The 16827-nt window shown below is 74.8% G+C and carries 14 protein-coding genes; all 14 read left to right on the top strand.

From position 1 onward, the window contains the following. The first annotated feature begins 187 nt into the window (after nucleotides 1-187). The 14 genes from BS75_RS20455 to BS75_RS44550 all read left to right on the top strand — a co-directional run bounded on the left by BS75_RS20455 (nucleotide 188) and on the right by BS75_RS44550 (nucleotide 16695). A complete protein-coding gene (locus BS75_RS20455) occupies nucleotides 188-1384 on the top strand; it encodes a DegT/DnrJ/EryC1/StrS family aminotransferase (protein ID WP_231607841.1) in 1197 nt (398 codons plus the stop codon). Then, entirely contained in the window at nucleotides 1381-2520 is a 1140-nt protein-coding gene (locus BS75_RS20460) for a DegT/DnrJ/EryC1/StrS family aminotransferase (RefSeq protein ID WP_034089296.1), read from the top strand. The genes BS75_RS20455 and BS75_RS20460 overlap by 4 nt, the downstream gene beginning before the upstream one ends. Before the next feature lie 360 nt (nucleotides 2521-2880). Then, nucleotides 2881-3381, top strand: coding sequence for a hypothetical protein (locus BS75_RS20465; protein ID WP_034089297.1), 501 nt, complete (start codon nucleotides 2881-2883; stop codon nucleotides 3379-3381). A 160-nt stretch (nucleotides 3382-3541) separates the two neighbouring features. Beyond that, the gene (locus BS75_RS20470; RefSeq protein ID WP_042438572.1) at nucleotides 3542-4396 is read left to right on the top strand and encodes a class I SAM-dependent methyltransferase; all 855 of its coding nucleotides are present in this window, start codon (nucleotides 3542-3544) and stop codon (nucleotides 4394-4396) included. Further along, complete coding sequence (locus BS75_RS20475) at nucleotides 4393-6036, top strand: CoA transferase (RefSeq protein WP_231607842.1); 1644 nt, start codon at nucleotides 4393-4395, stop codon at nucleotides 6034-6036. Before BS75_RS20470 ends, BS75_RS20475 begins: the two co-directional genes overlap by 4 nt. Continuing rightward, nucleotides 6033-7664, top strand: a complete 1632-nt coding sequence (locus BS75_RS20480) for a class I adenylate-forming enzyme family protein (RefSeq protein ID WP_034089298.1) — start codon at nucleotides 6033-6035, stop codon at nucleotides 7662-7664. Before BS75_RS20475 ends, BS75_RS20480 begins: the two co-directional genes overlap by 4 nt. A gap of 57 nt (nucleotides 7665-7721) precedes the next feature. Continuing rightward, a complete protein-coding gene (locus BS75_RS20485) occupies nucleotides 7722-8741 on the top strand; it encodes a UbiA family prenyltransferase (protein WP_081982471.1) in 1020 nt (339 codons plus the stop codon). Further along, nucleotides 8738-10324: a class I adenylate-forming enzyme family protein gene (locus tag BS75_RS20490; protein ID WP_034089299.1), complete on the top strand. Its 1587-nt coding sequence runs from the start codon at nucleotides 8738-8740 to the stop codon at nucleotides 10322-10324. The genes BS75_RS20485 and BS75_RS20490 overlap by 4 nt, the downstream gene beginning before the upstream one ends. Beyond that, nucleotides 10321-11721: a protoporphyrinogen/coproporphyrinogen oxidase gene (locus BS75_RS20495; RefSeq protein ID WP_034089300.1), complete on the top strand. Its 1401-nt coding sequence runs from the start codon at nucleotides 10321-10323 to the stop codon at nucleotides 11719-11721. The genes BS75_RS20490 and BS75_RS20495 overlap by 4 nt, the downstream gene beginning before the upstream one ends. A gap of 78 nt (nucleotides 11722-11799) precedes the next feature. Continuing rightward, nucleotides 11800-12141, top strand: a complete 342-nt coding sequence (locus tag BS75_RS20500; RefSeq protein ID WP_034089301.1) for a hypothetical protein — start codon at nucleotides 11800-11802, stop codon at nucleotides 12139-12141. A gap of 77 nt (nucleotides 12142-12218) precedes the next feature. Beyond that, entirely contained in the window at nucleotides 12219-13100 is an 882-nt protein-coding gene (locus BS75_RS20505) for an SAM-dependent methyltransferase (RefSeq protein ID WP_034089302.1), read from the top strand. Between the two features lie 165 nt (nucleotides 13101-13265). Next, entirely contained in the window at nucleotides 13266-14276 is a 1011-nt protein-coding gene (locus BS75_RS20510; protein WP_042438498.1) for a hypothetical protein, read from the top strand. A 64-nt stretch (nucleotides 14277-14340) separates the two neighbouring features. Continuing rightward, nucleotides 14341-14898 carry a bacterial proteasome activator family protein gene (locus BS75_RS20515; RefSeq protein ID WP_034089304.1) on the top strand — a complete coding sequence of 186 codons (558 nt, stop codon included), beginning with the start codon at nucleotides 14341-14343 and terminating at the stop codon, nucleotides 14896-14898. A gap of 177 nt (nucleotides 14899-15075) precedes the next feature. Next, nucleotides 15076-16695, top strand: coding sequence for a protein kinase domain-containing protein (locus tag BS75_RS44550; RefSeq protein WP_081982472.1), 1620 nt, complete (start codon nucleotides 15076-15078; stop codon nucleotides 16693-16695). The last annotated feature ends 132 nt before the right edge of the window (nucleotides 16696-16827 follow it).

Raw genomic sequence — 16827 nt, forward strand, 5'->3', positions numbered from 1 at the left:
GGGCAGCGGTGGGCACAAGTCAAAGTTTGTCCACGTATACCTCTCCAAAAGGGTGAATCAGCAATGAATTCCCCCTCTCCGGACATTCTGGCTGACGGTGGCTGGGTAGCCTCGGGGCGTGCGTCGACGGACTGCCGCGAGTCAGCCGCGGGCAGCCGCGCGTCTCCGGGAGGCAGCCATCACCACCGTGACGTCACCGGCCGCGGCGGACCACCCGCCCGGGCCGCTGGTGCCGTTCTTCTCGCAGGCCGCGACCTTCGCGGCGCTGCGGCCGAGGATCGACCGGGAGCTCAACGAGGTACTCGACGACGGCAAGTTCTCCCACGGCGCCAAGGTCGCCCAACTGGAGCGGGCGCTGGCCGACTACACCGGCGCCCGGCACGTGATCGGCGTCAACAGCGGCACGGACGCGCTGGTCCTGCTGCTGCGGGCGGCCGGGCTGCAGCCGGGTGACGAGGTCGTCGTCCCCGCGTTCAGCTTCGTCGCCTCGGCCTCGGCCGTGGTGCTGGCCGGCGGGCGGCCGGTCTTCGCGGACATCGAGCCGGTCGGCTACGGCCTGGACCCGGCCTCGGCCGAGCGGGTGCTCACCCCGCACTGCCGCTTCCTGATGCCCGTCCACCTGTTCTGCCAACTCGCCGACATGCCGCGCCTCTCGGCCCTGGCCGAGCGGCGCGGACTGCGGTTGGTCGAAGACAGCGCCGAGGCCATCGGCATGCGCCAGGACGGCGTGCACGCCGGGCTGCTCGGGGCCGGCGGGGTGCTCTCCTTCTTCCCCACCAAGACCCTCGGCGCGATCGGCGACGCCGGCGCGATCCTCACCGACGACGACGCCATCGCCGCCACCGCCGACGCACTGCGCCACCACGGCCGCCCCGGTCGGACCATCGGCGACTTCCGCACCATCAACACCAGCAGCGAACTGTCCGGCTGCAACAGCAAGATGGACGACATCCAGGCAGCCGTGCTGCTGGCCAAGCTGGACCGGCTGGACGCGGACATCGCCCGGCGGGCCGCACTGGCGGCCGCCTACGACGAGCGACTGGCCGGCCTCCCCGGGGTGCTCCGGCTGCCGACCGTGGTCGACCGGGGGACCGCGGCCGCCCCGGTCCACTACGTCTACCTGATCGAGGTCGAACGGCGGGACGAACTGGTCGCCCACCTGACCCGGCACGGCGTGGAGAGCGAGACCTACTACCCGCTGCCGCTGCACCTCCAGCCCTGCTTCGCCGAACTGGGGCACCGGCCGGGGGACTTCCCGCGGGCCGAGGCCGCCTGCGCGCGCACGGTCGCGCTGCCGCTCTACCCGGACCTGCCGCTCGACGCCGTCGACGCGGTCTGCGACCGCATCCGCAGCTTCTTCACCGGAACCGGAGCCCGCCCGTGACCGCACCCGTAGCCACCGCGGAACTGCCTTTCTTCCCGGCCGACCTGTTCGAGGACGACCGGGAGCACCTGCTGCGCATCGTCCACGAGGTCGCCGCCGACCCCGCCCAGAAGTTCATCCTCGGCCCGCACACCGCCCGGCTCGAAGCCGCCCTGCGCGAGCAGTTGGGCGCGGCCGACGTGGTGGCCTGCGGCAGCGGGACCTCCGGACTGACCCTGGTGCTGGCCGCGCTGGGCATCGGACCCGGCGACGAGGTGGTGGTGCCCGCGTTCGGCTGCGCACCGCTGGCGAGCACCGTCGTCGCGCTGGGCGCGGTACCGGTCTTCGCGGACGTGGACCCGTTGACGATGGTGGTGGACCCGGACGCCATGGAGCGCCGGATCACCTCCCGCACCCGGGCGTTGATGCCCGCCCACATCTTCTCGGTGATGGCGGACCTGCCGCGGATCAGACCACTGGCCGAGCAGTACCGGCTGCGGCTGGTCGAGGACTCGGCGGTGGCGCAGGGCGGCGTGCTGGACGGGGTGCCGGCCGGTCTCGCGGGCGAGGCCGGGGTGTACTCGTTCGTGCAGGTCAAGACCTTCGGCATGGCCGGCGAGGGCGGAGTGGTGGTCACCCGTGACGCCGAGGTCGGACGGACGGTGCGGATGCTGCGCAACCACGGCCAGGACGGACGCACCCGCTTCCTGCACCACCGGATCGGCTGGAACAGCCGCTTCGACGAGGTGCTGGCCGCCTTCCAACTGCACCGGCTGCCGGGCCTGGCGGCCCGGCTGGAGCGCCGCGCCCGGATCGCCGAGCGCTACGCCGAGGCGTTCGCGGACCTGGCCGGGCACGGGGTGCTGGCCCCGCCGCCGGGGCGGGAGGGCCGCTGCTACTACGTCTACACGCTGCTGGCCGAGCGCCGCGACGCGCTCCAGGCGCACCTGGCCGAGCACGGCATCGGGTCGCACGCCTACTACCCGCTGCCGCTGCCCCGGCAGGCGGCCTTCGCCCGGTACACGACGGCGGGCGACGACTGGCCGGCCGCGCAGCGCGCGGCCGAGCGGGCGCTGTCCATCCCGATCTACCCGCACCTGACCGACCCGGACGTGGAGCGCATCGTCGACGCGGTACGGAGGTTCGCGAGCGCCTGAGCCCCCGGCCACCCCGACCGCCGTGCCCGACCGGACGACGCCCGCACCGCGCGCCCGGCCCCCGGTGTCGGCGGCGCCGACCCGCAACCGCACTGCGGTCCGCCGGAATCCATTTCCGCGGCATGGGTGCAATCAGGTGAAATCGCCACCGCCGCAGGCCCGGCCCGTAACTTCCACCGTCTCGGCACATGCCTCTGGCAATGCCCGTCAGCACTGGGATTCACCAGCACTTCGCCAACGGTCGGAGATCAGCGGGCAGCCGACCCGCCCGCTCACTCGAAGTGACACTACCGACACGAACTGTGATCAACTGGCTCCGAATTCGGGCACCAGGCCCGAAAAGTCCAAGGAGGAACCTTCATGCGACGCACCATCACCGTCAAGCGCTCTGTCGGCTTCGCTGCCGCTGCTCTGGTGGTCGGTACCGTCGGCGCGCTCAGCATGCCGGCGCTGGCGAGCACCACGGACAGTTACCGTACGGCGGGCGTGCCGTCGATCACCCTTGACTTCACCGGCACCAACGACGAGGGCGCGGTCGCCAACGCCGTCGGCGCCAACTTCGGCGGCACCGGGCGCGTCAAGGACACCCACGGCGCGGTCATCGGCACCGCGTACGACCAGTGCGACAAGGACAGCGTCAAGCCCACCTCCACCGAGGCCTTCTGCACCGGCATGGTCAAGCTGGACGACGGTGACCAGCTCGCGTTCACCACGACCTTCCCGATCCCGAACACGGCGTCCTCCTACCCGCAGTCGTTCGAGGGCGTCATCACCGGCGGAACCCGCCGCTACGAGGGCACCAGCGGCGAGGCACACTTCGTCGCGCGCTCCGCGGGCATCTACGACCTCAACTTCAGCTGACCTCCCGCATCCTGCACATCGTTGGCGCCGATGTCGTCACGGCCGACCATCCGCTCCCGACGATTCACGGCCGCAGGTTTCAGTAACAGGCGCTGAACAGGGAGCCGCCGGATCCTCCGGTGGCTCCCACCCGTTGACCGACCACCACGTGGAGCCGATCGTGAACCTCGCAACCGGCGGAGCGGCCCTCACCGCCCCGGCCCTCCCGGACCGCTCCGAAGTCCCGGACCCCGGCGCCGGCTATGCCTTCGACAACCACGGCCCGCACGCCCAGGAGCAGCACCGCTGCCTGGCCTCGGCCTACGACCCGGTCACCACCGCCCGGCTGGCCGGCACCGGGGTCACGGCCGGCTGGCACTGCCTGGAGATCGGCGCGGGCGGCGGCAGCATCGCGAGCTGGCTGGCCGAACGGACCGCCCCGGGCGGACGGGTGCTGGCGACCGACCTCAAACCCGAGCTGATCCCGTCCCGGCCGGGGCTGGAGGTGCTGCGGCACGACATCGTCCACGACCCGCTGCCGGAGGCCGGGTTCGACCTGGTCCACGCGCGGCTGGTGCTGACCCACATCCCGGAGCGCGAGGCCGTGCTGCGACGGCTGTGGTCGGCGCTCCGCCCCGGGGGCTGGCTGCAGTTGGAGGAGTTCGACGTCGAGTACGCCCCGGTGCTGCTCGCGCCCGACCGGCGGGCCCGCGAGGCGTACCAGCTGTTCCAGACGGCCAAGGCGCGTGCTCTGCGCGCGGCCGGTGCGGAGCCGGCCTGGGGCCGGTCCTGCGCCGAGGCGATGCGGGCAGCCGGCTTCGTCGAGGTCGACCCGGTGCCGCAGCTGGTGCCCTGGGACGCCGGCTCCCCCGGCCTGCAGCTCCAACTGCACCACACCGACCACCTGCGGGAGGCCCTGTTCGCGCAGGGCATGACTGCCGACCAGCTGGACGAGGCGCGTGCGGTGATGCGCCACCCCGGCTTCCGCGCGGCGTCCTGCGTCCTCTACTCCGTGCAGGGGCGGAAACCCGAGTGAGGCAGGGCACCTACGCAGAACCCGGGTCGGTGCTCCGGCCGACGGCGGGCCCCGAGCGGGCAGTGGACCTCGCGGCCCGGCACCTCACCGCGCTGGGGTGCCGCGCCACCGGGCGGCCCGACGGGGGCCTGGCGCTGCGGGCCGGGCGGCACCTCGCCGAGTGCGCCGTTGACTGGGCCGGCCCGGTGGAACTGCCGCTGGCCGACGAGTACGACGTCCAGGCCGCCTGCGGCCTGATGGAGGTGCACGGCCGCCGCTTCGGCGGGCCCATCCCGCTCGGCGTCGACTTCGCGGCCGCGACCGCCGGCGTCCTGGCGGCGCTGGGCGCCTCGGCCGCGCTGTGGGCCTGCGCCCGGGACGGCCGGCCGCGCCGGGTCCGCACCTCGGTGGCGGCGGCGGCACTGCTCGCCGTCGGCCAGTACCTGGCGGCGGCGACCGCCGACGAGGCCGGGCCGGAGGAGCCCCGGCTGCCCGGCGGCCCTCCGTTCACCTCGGCCGACGGCGTCCGCTTCGAGCTGGAGTCGCTGGCGGCGGAGGGCTGGCTGGCCTTCTGGACCGGTCTCGGCGTCGGGCGGACCGAGGCCGGCCGGGGCTGGGGCGCCTTCCAGCAGCGCTACGCCACGGCGACCTGTGCGCTCCCGGCCGTCCTGTACCGCGCGGCCGGTTGCCGCAGCCTCGGCGAGCTGACCGGGCTGGCGGAGCAGGCCGGGGTGGACCTGACGCCGGTCCTGGCGCAGCCGCCGGACGGCGCACCCGAGTTGCCCTGGCGGATCACGCCGACCGGCTCCGCCGCCGACCGGAGCGGCGCCGACCGGAGCAGCGCCGACCGGCCCGCCCCTGCGCGAACCGCCGCCGGTCCGCTGGCCGGACTGGTCGTGGTGGAGGTGGCCCGGCGGGTCCAGGGGCCGCTGGCGGCGCACCTGCTGGGCCTGCTCGGCGCGCGGGTGGTCCGGATCGAACCGCCGGGCGGCGACCCGCTGCGCGGCGTGCCGCCGATGGCGGGCGACTGCTCGGCGCGCTTCCACGCGCTCAACCACGGCAAGGAGCGGGTCGAGGCGGACCTCGGCACCGCGGCCGGCCGTTCCGTGGTGCGGGAGTTGGCGTCCGGCGCGGACGTCTTCCTGCACAGTCTGGCGCCCGGCAGCGACGAGCGGTTCGGCCTGGACGCCGCCCGGCTGACCGCCGCCCGGCCCGGCCTGGTCTACGCCCGGGCCTCGGGCTGGGGCGCGGAGCGCGGCGAACGCCCGCCGGTGGGCACCGACTACCCGGTCCAGGCCTACTCCGGCCTCGCCGCCCTGGTCACTCCGCCCGGCCGACCGCCCACGCCCTCGCTGCTGACGCTGACCGACGTGCTGGGCGGGGCGGTCTGCGCCGAGGGGGTGCTCGGCGGACTGCTGGGCGTGCTGCGCACCGGTCACGGCCGACGGGTGGACAGCTCGCTGCTCTCGGCCGCCCGGCTGCTGTGCAGCCCGGAACTCCGCTCCCGGCCACGGCGGCAGGGACCGGAGGCGGCCGGTCCCGAGCCGGCGGAGGCGACGGTCTGCACCGACCTGGCCCGGCTGGCCGACGACCCCCGCTTCGCCGGCGCGCTGCGGCGCGACCGGTGCGTACTGGTGCGCAGCCCCTGGGACTTCGGATGAGCAACGGCAGCTGGGAGTCGGGGAACGGGCTGGTGCTGCGCGACCTGGTACCGGGGCGGCTGCGGCGCCAGTGGGCCGACCGGGGGGACTGCCCCGGTCTCGGCCTCTACCAGTCCTTCCACGCGCAGGTGCGGAGGCGACCCGGGCGGATCGCCGTCCAGGACCCCGAGGCCGACCTGAGCTTCCGGGAACTGGACGACCGGGTGCGGGAGATGGCCGGGGCACTGCGTGCTCGCGGCATCGGGCCCGGGGACGTGGTGGGGATCCGGGTGCCCGACAGCCGGCATGCGCCGACCGCGGACCTGGCCGTCGCCGCAGTGGGGGCGGTGGCGCTGCCCTGGCCCACCGGCCACGGCCGACGGGAGGGCCGGGCGCTGCTGGCCGGCTCCCGCGCGGTCGCGCTGATCACCGACCGGGTGGTCGACGGGGCCGACGACTCCCCCTATCTGCGGCACCGGCTGACGCTGGATCAGCTCCGGGCGGCCGGAGCCGGGCGGCTCCCGTCCGATTTCCGGCCGGCCGTGGTCGACCCCGAGTCACCGGCCCGGATCCTGGTCTCCTCAGGGTCGGAGGCGGCGCCGACGATGGTCGCCTACTCCCACAACGCCGTGGTCGGCGGCCGGGGCGCCTATGTGGAGGCCGTGCTGCGGGTGGGGACCGACCCGGAGGCGGGGACCGCGGGCCCCGCACGGGTGCTGGTCATGGTGCCGCTGGCCTCGTCCTTCGGCTCGCTGGGCGTGGTGGCGCTGGCCCGCTGCGGCGCGACGCTGCAGTTGCCCGGCCGCTTCGGGGCCGCGACGGCGCTGCGGGCCGTCACCGGCCTGCGGCCGACCCACCTGGTCGGGGTGCCGACCATGCTGCGGCGGATGGCCGACCACCCGCCGGTCCCGGGCGAGGACCTCTCCTCGCTGCGGGCCGTGGTCTCCAGCGGCGCGCTGCTCGACCCGGCCGTGCTGTCCGCCGCGCTGGCCAGGTTCCGGCGTCCGCTGGTCAACGTCTACGGGTCGAGCGACGGCGTCAACTGCCGCACCGTCTGGACCGCGCCCGGCGGCGACGTGCGCCGGGTCGGGCGGCCCGACCCCCGGGTCACCGACATCCGGATCTGCGGGGCGGACGACGAGCCGCTGCCCCCGGGGGAGAGCGGTGAGATCCAGGCGCTCGGGCCGATGAGCCCGCTCTGCCACGTCGGCGCGCCCGCAGCCGACCGGCGCCACCGGACCCCCGACGGCTGGGTGCGCACCGGCGACCGGGGCGTGCTCGGTCCCGACGGCGAGCTGCTGGTTCTGGACCGGATCAAGCACGTGGTCATCAGGGGCGGTTGGACCATCAGCCCGGCCGAGGTCGAGGCGCTGCTGCACGCCCACCCGGCCGTCGCGGAGGCGGCCTGCGTCGCCGTGCCCGACCCCGACCTGGGCGAACGGCTGTGCGCCTGCCTGGTCCAGCGTCCGCGAACCGCAGCGCTCGGCGTCGACCTGCTCGGCGCGTACCTGGCCGGGGAGCACGGGCTGGAGCGGCGCAAGCTGCCCGAGTTCGTGCTCCAGCTGGACTCCTTCCCGCTCGGTCCCACCGGGAAGGTCTGCCGGAAGTCGCTGACCGCGACCGCGCAGGCCCGGTTCGGGCCGCCCTGACGCCGATCCCCGCCCCCGGCTCCCCCGCACGAGCCTGTTCACCAATCAAGAGGACCCATGCCTTCCCTCGATCCCGTACCGGCGTTGGAACTGTCCCAGCCGGCGGCGCCCGCCCAGCCGGCGGCCGCCGCCACCGACGCGGCGCCGCCGATCGCCGCCGGCAGCTGGCGTGCCTACGCCAAGCTCGCGAAGCTCGACATCCTCGACTACTACCTGAGCATCCCGCTGGTCGCCGCGATGCTGCTGCCGCTGGGCCGGACCTCGCCCTGGCGGGCCGCCGCCGTCCTCGCCCTCTACCTGCTGGGCGAGTTGACGATGGTGGCCGGCATGGTCGCCTTCGACGACGTGACCGGCTACCGCGACGGCAGCGACAAGGCCAACTACGGCCCGGACGCCGCCGCCCGGCGGCTGGCCCGCAAGCCGCTGGTGGCCGGCACCCTCACCGAGCGGCAGGCGATCCGCTTCGGCTGGCTCGCGGTCGCGGCCTGCGCGCTCCTCTGGTCGGCCGCCGTCGCCGTCGCCCCGCTCCGGCCCTGGTGGGCGCTGCTCGGCATCGCCGCCTGCGTGGGGCTGGGCTTCCAGTACACCTGGTGGCTCAAGCTCAGCTACCACGGCCTGCAGGAACTCTTCATGGCCGCGCTGGGCTGGGCGTTCGTGCTGCCGGCCTACGGCCTGCTGGCCGGTCGCCCCACCGGCTTCGTGCTGGTGCAGACCCTGCTCTTCGGCCTCGGCCCGCTGCTGTTCGGGGTGTACTCCAACATGAACGACGCGGACGGGGACCGGGCCGTCGGCCGGCTCACCGTCGCCGCCGTCGCCGGTCCGCGCGGCAACGCCTGCTTCATCGCGGCGGTCTCCAGCCTGGAAGCGGTGCTGGTGGTCGGTTCGGCGGTGGTCGGCCTGGCGCCCTGGTGGTTCCCGCTGCTGATGTCACCGGCGCTCGCGCTGCGCGGGGCCCAGTTCCTCCAGGGGATCAAGGACGGCGACGTGCTCGGCGCACGCAGGCGCGGCATCACCGTCCACCGGCTCTCGGTGCTGCTGATGATCTCCGCCGACCTGCTGGCGGCGGTGCAGTCGTGAAGCCGCTCGACCCCGGGACGCTGTTCGACACCCTCGCCGCGCGAGGCTCGCGCACCCTGGTGCGGTTGAGCCGGCCGCTGGACCTCGCGCCCGACGCCGGCACCTGCTGGGACGTGCGTGCCCTGGCCCGGCTGGTCCGGTCCACCGCCGCCCGGCTGGCGGCGGCCGGGGTCCGGCCCGGCGACCACGTCGCCGTCGTCAAGCGCAACCACTGGGACTACGTGCTGCTGGCCTGCGCCGCGGCCCGGATCGGCGCGGTGCCCGCGCTGCTCTCGGACCGCGTGCCGACCGCCGCACTGGACGTGCTGCTGGCCCGGCTGCAGCCCGCCGTCCTGCTGACGGAGGGTCCGCTGCTGCGCGCGGCGGCGGAGCAGGGCACCGACCTCACCCGCCATGCCGCCCGCACCCTCACCCTGGACCCGGGCCCCGGCGCCCTCGCCGCGCTGCCGGACGACGGCCCGTGCCCGGTGCCGCGCCGCCACGACGACGATCCGCTGGTGGTGATCCACACCTCCGGGACCACCGGCGTCCCCAAGCTGGTGGTGCACTCCACCACCACCCTGATCCGGCGGCTGGCCGGGTTCGAGGCGCGCCGCTGGCCGGTGCTGACCGCGCGCGGCGACGACACCGTCGCCAGCGCCATCTCCTTCGCCCACGGCCGCGCGCTGGCCTGGACCGTCAGCGCGCTCTGGCACCGCCCGCGGCAGCTGGTGATCATCGACGACTGCGACCCGGCCGCCGCCCTGCCGGTGCTGCGCGCGCACCCGCCCACGGTGCTGGAGGCACTGCCGTCCGGCTACGTCCGCTGGCAGTCCTCGGCCGCGGAGCCGGACCATCCCTTCCGCGACGTGCGGCTGTTCATCAGCACCTTCGACGCCGTCCACCCGCCCACCGTGCGGACCCTGCTGGCCGCGACCCGCCACCGCCGTCCGGTCTGGATGCAGGGCTGGGGACAGAGCGAGACCGGTCCGCTGTCCTTCCGCTTCTTCACCCGCCGGTCCCTGGCCGTCCGCGAGGGCCGGCACCCGACCACCCGCAACCTCGGCCGTCCGGTGCCGGGCCGGGTCGCGCTGCGGGTGGTCGACCCGCAGACCTTCGCGCCGCTCCCGCGCGGCCGCACCGGACTGGTGCTCGCCCGGACCCGGGCGCGCTGCGTGGCCTACCTCGGCGAGGAGGAGCGGCTGCGGGAGAAGGTGCACGGCGCCTGGTTCAACACCGGGGACCTCGGCTCGCTCACCCCGAGCGGGGCACTGCTGCTGTTCGACCGCGAGGTCGACATGATCCCGGGCACCAGCTGCGTGGAGCTGGAGGACGTGCTGCACGACCGGCTCGCCGAGGTCGAGGAGGCCGTGCTGCTCGGAGCGCCCGGCCGGGACCCGCTGCCGCTGCTGGTCACCACCGGCGGCACGCTGGACCGCCACCGCTGGGCGCACGCCGTGCACGACCTCCCGCCGCTGGACCAGCCGGTGCTGGTCGACCGCGACGCCGTGCCGCGCACGGCCACCGGCAAGGTGCGCCGGCACGAGCTGCGCCACCGCTACCTCCAGGGCGCGGCCGGCTTCGGCACCGGGCGGTGGACATGACCGACCTCGACGTGGCCGTGGTCGGCGCCGGGATCTCCGGCCTGGCCGCCGCCCACCTGCTGCAGCGCGCGGGCCGCTCGGTGCAGGTCTTCGAGTCGGCGGAGCGGGTCGGCGGACGGATGGCCTGCACCCGCCTCGACGGCTACCTGATCGACGAGGGGGCGGAGACCATCGCCGCCCGCGGCTACCAGGCCACCTGGCGGCTGATCCGCGAGGTCGGCATCCCGACCTCCGGCATCCTGCCCATCGGCGGCGCGATCGCGGTCTGGCGGGGCGGCCGGGCGCACGCCCACCTGGGCCACCCCCGCGGACTGCTGACCGGGGCCGGGATGTCCTGGCGCGGACGCCTCGGCTGGCTCCGATTCACCGCCGAACTGATGGCCCGGCGGCGGGAGTTCGACCCCGACCGGCCGGAGTCCACGCCGCTGGGCGCGCGCACCGTCGCCGAGCACGGCCGGCGCTACCACCCGGACCTGCACGACTACCTGCTGCAGCCGCTGGCGAGCCACGGCTTCGGCTACCGTCCCGAACGCTCGACGCTGGCGCCGATCGTGGCCTCCATGCTCGCGGTCGGCGGGGTGGGCGCGCAGTGGCTGACCTACGACACCGGGATGGACACCCTCGCCCGCGCGCTGGCGCGGCGCGTCCCGGTGCAACTGGGCCGGGCGGTCGCGGCGGTGCACACGGACCGGACCGCGCCCGACGGCGGCACGGCCCGGCTCTGCTTCGCCGACGGCAGCGAACTCACGGCACGCCAGGTCCTGTTGTCGGTGCCCGCGCCGCTCGCCCGCGCGCTGCACCAGGACGCGCCGCCGCAGGAGCAGCCGTTCCTGGCGGCCTGCAGCTTCACACCGATGCTCAAGGTCTCCTGCCTGCTCGACCGGCCGCTGCCCAGCCCGACCCGCAGCCCCTCCTACGCGCTGTCGGTGCCGGCCCGCGAGAGCAAGGTGCTGGCCGGGCTGATCCTCGACCACATCAAGGCCTCCGGCCGCGCGCCGGAGGGCCGCGGCCTGGTCAGCCTCTTCGTCTCGCCCTGGACCAGCCCGGCGCTGCTGGAGGCCCCCGACGGGACGGTGGCCGCCACCATCACCACCGAGGCCGAGCGCTACCTCCCCGGCCTGTCGGCCGCGACCCTGCGCACCGTCGTCCACCGGTTCCGGCACGGACTGCCCGAGTCCACGCCCGCCGCGCTGCGGCTGCGCGCCGACTTCGCCCGGCGGCCCCCCTCCCGGATCGAGTACGCGGGGGACTGGACGCTGCTCCGCCCCAGCAGCGAGGGGGCGGTCCGCTCGGCGGAACTCGCCGTCCGCCGGATCTGCGCCTCACGGCGGAGTGCGCCCCGCGCCCCTGCCGGCGCGGCGCGCGCGGGCGCCTCCGGCACCGCGGCCGACGGGTGAAGCCGTCCGGCCGGACCGTCCGGACCCGGACCCGAACCCAGACCCAGCAGACACACCGCACCCACCTCAGGAGTCACCATGCCCCGCACCGTGCCCCGCGCCGTGCTCGCCGCCCTGCTCGCCGCCACCGCCCTGCTCGGCGTCTGCGCGGCCCCCGCGCAGGCCGCCAACGGCCAGATCGTCCTGTTCTCGACCGAGTTCCAGCAGCTGAAGACCTACCAGGACCCGGTCGGCTGCCAGCAGCTGCCGCCGACCGCCCATGTCCTGGACAACCTCACCGACCAGCCGGTCATGGTCTACGCGGACCCCTTCTGCACCATCCCGGCCACGCTGCCGGTCAGCGGCCTGGGCGTGCTGCGCCCGGGCTACGGCAGCCATGTGACCGGCATCGGCAGCTTCTCCGTCCCGGCGGCCTCCTAGCCGGCCCGCCGGTTCCCGTGCCCTCCGTCCAACGCATCCAGAGCGCCAACGCATCCAGAGTGAATGAGAGAACTGCTGTGACCACGCAGGACATCGTCGACAGCCCGAGCCGGACCGTGATCCGTGACGCCTACGAGGAGCGACTCGCGGCCTACTGGAACACCAAGCAGAACGACCCGGTCAACCTGCTGCTCGGCGAGATCGACGGCCTGTACCACCACCACTACGGGGTCGGCGACTACGACCCGGCGATCCTGGACGGCGCCCCCGAGCAGCGCGAGGAGAACATCGTCCGGGAGCTGCACCGGCTGGAGAACGCCCAGGCGGAGCTGATCGCGCAGAGCCTGGCGGGCCTCGGCCCGCAGGACCGGGTCCTCGACGCCGGTTCGGGGCGCGGCGGCACCTCCTTCCTGCTGCACGACCGCTACGGCTGCCGGGTGGACGGCGCCAACATCTCCGAGTACCACCTGGAGTTCAGCCGCCGCGCCGCGCGGCAGCGGGGCTACCAGGACAAGGTGCGGTTCCACTTCCGGAACATGGTCGACACCGGCTTCGCCGACGCCTCCTTCCAGGGCGTGGTCACCAACGAGACCACGATGTACGTCGACCTCCCGGAGCTGTTCGGCGAGTTCGCCAGGGTCCTGGAGCCCGGCGGCCGCTACGTCTGCATCACCTGGTGCCGCAACGACCTGGTCGCCGACAGCAGCCCGGAGAGCGAGGAGATCGACCGCCACTACCTCTCCCGGATGCACCGCCGCAGCACCTACTTCTCCGCGCTGGCCGAGACCGGTCTGGTGCCGGTCAGCGTGGTCGACCTGACCAGTGAGGCGATCCCCTACTGGGAGCTGCGCACCCACAGCAGCCACCGCACCGGGATCGAGCAGCCGTTCATCGACGCGTACCGGGCCAACCGGATGAACTTCCTGCTGATCGTCGCCGAGAACATGAGCCCCCGGTAGCGGCAGCCGCGCCCCGTCCCGCCCCGCCGCCGACTCCGGGCCGGCGGCGGCCGGGGCGAAATCACATGGCATGTCGGACATGCGAATGTCCATACCTTATGTAAATGTTTCAGCAGTAGTCCCACCCCGCCAATGGCCTACGCCGATCCGGAGTGCGTACCCACCATGGCTGTTCCCCGCGCCCTCGTCCTCGCCCTCCTCCCCGCCGCCGCACTCGCCGCCCCGACCCTGGTCGACGTGGCAGTGGCGGCCGGTCCCGCCTTCGCCGCCGCCCCCGCGAAGCACGGCGGGGGGCGGGCCGCCGAGCACCGGGCGCCGCGCGGACTCCGCTCGCTCGACCGGGGGACAGTCGGCCGGGGGACAGTCGACCGGGGAGCAGCCGGCCGGGGAGCCGCCGGGCACCACCTGGCGCCGGGCCGGGCGACGGGGTCCAACCCCTACACGGGACACGGTCTGACGATCGTTCTGCCGGACGGCCGGCACGTCCGCTTCATCGAGCCCGCACCGCCCGCGTCGGCCGCCCCGGCCGCGCCACCGACCGGGTCGCCGTCGGCGGCCGCCCCCACCGCAGCCGCCTCCGCCGGCCCGGCGCCCGGCTCCGCCGGACGGGGGACCGGCTCCGCTCCGGGCGACGCCGATCCCCCGTCCGGCGCGGTCACGGGCCGGACGGTGCTGCCGGTGCCGGTCATCCAGTCGCTGTTCCCGCCGCTGGCCGGCGGGGCGGCCGCGGGGTCCGGCGCCCCGGCTGACACCTCCGCCCCCGGCGCGCCGCCGACCTCCGACGCTCCGCCGAACGGCGGAACCTCGGCGACGGAGGGCACCCCGATCGGCCGGACCGGTGCGGGTGCTCCCGGGGCGGGGAGCGCCGCGTCCGCCACCGCCGGCCGACTGCCCTCCGCCGCCGTCACCGGAACGGGCGGAACCGCCGGGGACGCGGTGGCGCCCGCACCGGCGGTCGGCCGGATCGCCCCGGCCTGGCCGCCGGTGCCGGCCGGACCGCCGCCGCTGGGCCCGCAGTCGCTCGCCCGCCCGCAGCCGGTGGACCTGGTCCCGCCCCGCGACGCCGAGGCCGACTACAGCGGGACGCTGCGGCACCGGCTGCTGCCGCTGGGTCTGGGTCTGGCCCTGATCGGCGCGGGGGCCGCGCTCTTCGGCTGGAAGCTGCGGCGGCTCTAACCGGGCACACCAGTTCTACGAGGTCCAGCCCTCAGCCACCTCCGGGTGGGAGAGAATGGCAAGTATGAACATGCCGATGAACGCGCGGCCCGAAGACGGCCCCCAGGTCCTGATCGTCGGTCCCGACGGGATTCCCGTCGGCGGCCTGCCCCAGAGTGCGGGCGGGGGTGAGTCCCGGGAGCTCCCGATCACCGAGATGGTGGAGCAGCCGGCCAAGGTCATGCGGATCGGCAGCATGATCAAGCAGTTGCTGGAGGAGGTCCGCCAGGCCCCGCTGGACGAGGCCAGCCGGGTCCGGCTGAAGGAGATCCACGCCAGCTCGGTGAAGGAGCTGGAGGCCGGCCTGGCTCCGGAGCTGGTGGAGGAACTGGAGCGGCTGTCGCTGCCGTTCACCGAGGAGGCCATTCCCAGCGAGGCCGAACTGCGGATCGCCCAGGCCCAGTTGGTGGGCTGGCTGGAGGGCCTGTTCCACGGCATCCAGACCGCGCTGTTCGCCCAGCAGATGGCCGCCCGCGCCCAGTTGGAGCAGATGCGCCGGGCCCTGCCCCCGGGCGCCGCCGGTTCGGACCAGGACGACGACGACAGCGGCCACGGCCACCTCCGCTCCGGCCCGTACCTGTAGGCGGCCGGCAAGGAGCTGAAACGTACCTGTAGGAGAGTCAGCACCGAGTTGCGGTGCGGATCCTTGTACGGATCCGGCGCGACGCGGGTCGGCTGCGCCCGCTAGCCTTACGCCTTGGTACGCGATGGGCGCCGATCGCTGGCATGCGCTTCCGCGCGCCGGGGGGAAGAGACACTGATGAGTGAGCACGGCGGCGGGAGCGGGGGCGGTTTGCCCCGGACGGTGGGCCACGGCCGGTACGCACTGCGCGACCTGCTCGGACAGGGCGGGATGGCGACGGTCCACCTCGCCGACGACACCGTGCTCGACCGCCCGGTGGCGATCAAGACCATGCTCGGCGAGATGAGCCGGGAGCCCGCCTTCCGCGAGCGCTTCCGCCGCGAGGCTCAGGCCGTGGCGCGGCTGAACCATCCCAATATCGTGCAGGTGCACGACAGCGGCGAGGACCTGAACGAGGACGGGGTGCTCGTCCCCTTCATCGTGATGGAGTACGTCGAGGGCTCGACCCTGAGCTCGGTACTGCGCAAGGACATGGCCGAGCAGGGCGCGATGGCCACCGACCGGGCGCTGCGGATCACCGGCGAGGTGCTGGCCGCGCTGGCGATCTCGCACGAGCAGGGCCTGGTGCACCGCGACATCAAGCCGGCCAACGTCATGGTCACGCCGCGCGGCGTGGTCAAGGTGATGGACTTCGGCATCGCCCGCGCCATGCAGTCCGGTGTCACCTCGATGACGCAGACCGGCATGGTCGTCGGCACGCCGCAGTACCTCTCCCCCGAACAGGCCCTGGGCAAGTCCGTGGACGCCCGCTCGGACCTCTACTCGGTCGGCTGCCTGCTGTTCGAACTGCTCACCGGGCGGCTGCCGTTCGAGTCCGAGTCGGCCCTGGGCATGGCGTACCAGCACGTCCAGGAGACGCCCCCGGCCCCGTCCAGCTTCAACGCGGCCGTGCCCCAGGGCGTCGACGCCCTGGTCGCCCGCGCCCTGCGGAAGGACCCGGCCCACCGCTTCCCCGACGCCGACGCGATGCGGCTGGAGTGCGAGCGGGTCGCCGGCGGCGGGGCGCCCACCCCGCTGATCGTCTCCGAGGGCCCGCGGGTCGGCCCCGGAGTCGGCGGCTCGGGTGCGAACGCGGTGTTCCCGCAGGCCCAGGGCATGCTGGGGACTCCGCCGCCCGGCCCCCAGCAGCCCTACCAGGGCCAGCACCAGCAGCAGCCCTACCAGGGACAGCAGCAGGGCCGGCCCTACCCCAACCCGGCCTACACCGGTCAGCAGCCGATGCAGCAACCGATGCCGCAACCGATGCCGCAACCGATGCAGCAGCGGCCGCCGTACCAGCAGCCGGTGCAGCAGCGGCCCCCGGTCCAGCCGACCCCGCCGCCGTACCCGCGCCAGGGCATGCCGCCGACGCCGCCGCCGTACGCCGCCCGGCCCGGCGTGCAGACCCCGCCGCCGTACGCCGCCCGGCCCGGGGTGCAGACGCCGCCGCCCTACCGGCCCGCCCCGGTGCCGCAGCAGCAGCGTCCGCCGATACGTCCGAACACCCCGCCGCCGATGGCGGTGCGACCGGCGCCGGTGCCGCCGCCGTCCAACGGCCGGAGCTGCGGGATCGCCGCGATCGTCATCGGCGTGATCGTGGGCGTACTGGTGCTGCTGGGTCTGATCGCCGCCGTGGTGGCCAAGAACAACGCGGACAATCCCGACTCCAGCGGCCTCGGCCGACCGGCCGCGGTCGCCACCGTCACCGGAACGGCCCAGAGCCCGGCGAGCTTCGCGGAGCCCCGCACTCTGGACTGATCCGGCGGGGCGCAGCCGCGGCGGGGGCGGCCGGACGGCCTCCACGCGCGTCCCCGGAAACCGGTAGCGTGCTCAGAAGGACCTGCGCGCGGGCCGTGCAGGATACACAGCGGGTGACCAACCCGGCGACAC

The sequence above is a fragment of the Streptacidiphilus albus JL83 genome (assembly GCF_000744705.1).
In the GTDB taxonomy this organism is placed as follows: Bacteria; Actinomycetota; Actinomycetes; order Streptomycetales; family Streptomycetaceae; genus Streptacidiphilus; species Streptacidiphilus albus.

Coding starts and splice junctions, on each gene's coding strand:
- BS75_RS20480 (WP_034089298.1), top strand. CDS start 6,033: ATGAGCAACGGCAGCTGGGAGTCGGGGAACGGGCTGGTGCTGCGCGAC.
- BS75_RS20510 (WP_042438498.1), top strand. CDS start 13,266: ATGGCTGTTCCCCGCGCCCTCGTCCTCGCCCTCCTCCCCGCCGCCGCA.
- BS75_RS20515 (WP_034089304.1), top strand. CDS start 14,341: ATGAACATGCCGATGAACGCGCGGCCCGAAGACGGCCCCCAGGTCCTG.
- BS75_RS20495 (WP_034089300.1), top strand. CDS start 10,321: ATGACCGACCTCGACGTGGCCGTGGTCGGCGCCGGGATCTCCGGCCTG.
- BS75_RS20465 (WP_034089297.1), top strand. CDS start 2,881: ATGCGACGCACCATCACCGTCAAGCGCTCTGTCGGCTTCGCTGCCGCT.
- BS75_RS20485 (WP_081982471.1), top strand. CDS start 7,722: ATGCCTTCCCTCGATCCCGTACCGGCGTTGGAACTGTCCCAGCCGGCG.
- BS75_RS44550 (WP_081982472.1), top strand. CDS start 15,076: ATGAGTGAGCACGGCGGCGGGAGCGGGGGCGGTTTGCCCCGGACGGTG.
- BS75_RS20500 (WP_034089301.1), top strand. CDS start 11,800: ATGCCCCGCACCGTGCCCCGCGCCGTGCTCGCCGCCCTGCTCGCCGCC.